This window comes from Vibrio sp. 1249-1 (assembly GCF_033340495.1).
The window spans coordinates 1-726 of the sequence record NZ_JAWOWJ010000484.1 but is presented as its reverse complement, the minus strand read 5'-3'; the positions used below and the strand labels follow the sequence as shown (position 1 = coordinate 726).

The following is a 726-nucleotide window of genomic DNA, read 5'->3' as shown; positions in this document are numbered from 1 at the left end:
TAGCAATGATCATCATCGCAAGTAACAACGGTTTTTTACGCACTAGTCCTCTCCCACTTGTATTACAGACTTATTGCAAACAGTGTATATTTGATACTCAACGATGATAATGAGCTAAATTGGAAAGGAATTATTTCCTCGGAGGACTTAATGGACTGGATTCAAAGTGTACAAAGTTACATTCGAGTTATCGAAGAAGGCAGCTTCAATGCAGCCGCACGGAAGCTCAACACGACAAGCTCCGCCATCAGCAAGCGTATCCAGTGGTTAGAGGACAAAATTGGCGTCCAGTTACTCAAGCGTACCACTCGTTCAATAAGTCAAACCGAAGCTGGTGCCCTATTCTACGAGCGAGCCAAAGTGCAACTTGACTCTTGGCAGTCCGTGTTAGATGAAACTCGCTCAGTAAACCAGTCTCCGGCCGGTCTGTTAAAGATTGGCGCAACGTTGGCGGTAGGTTCTAAGTTTTTAGTCCACTACCTTGATGATTTTCTAGAAAAATACCCCGATATCACTCTGCAACTCACCACGACGCTACCTGGTCAACTGCCGGAACTGAGTTTGGATCTCTTCATCAGTCGTCATTTAGAACAGCTCAATTCATTAAGCTTTAAAGCCACCCCGCTGTTCGAACACAAAGCTCAGTTTTATGCAGCGCCGAGTTACCTAGAAAAATACGGCACGCCACAAAATGTTGAAGAGCTGACAAAACACAATATTTTGATT

Annotated in this window: 1 protein-coding gene; it reads left to right on the top strand. The window is 44.2% G+C overall.

Annotated elements, in window-relative coordinates:
- Positions 1-150: 150 nt before the first annotated feature.
- Positions 151-726 (top strand): LysR family transcriptional regulator (locus R7Z50_RS27125; protein WP_318149702.1); only part of this gene is annotated, 576 nt, incomplete at its 3' end.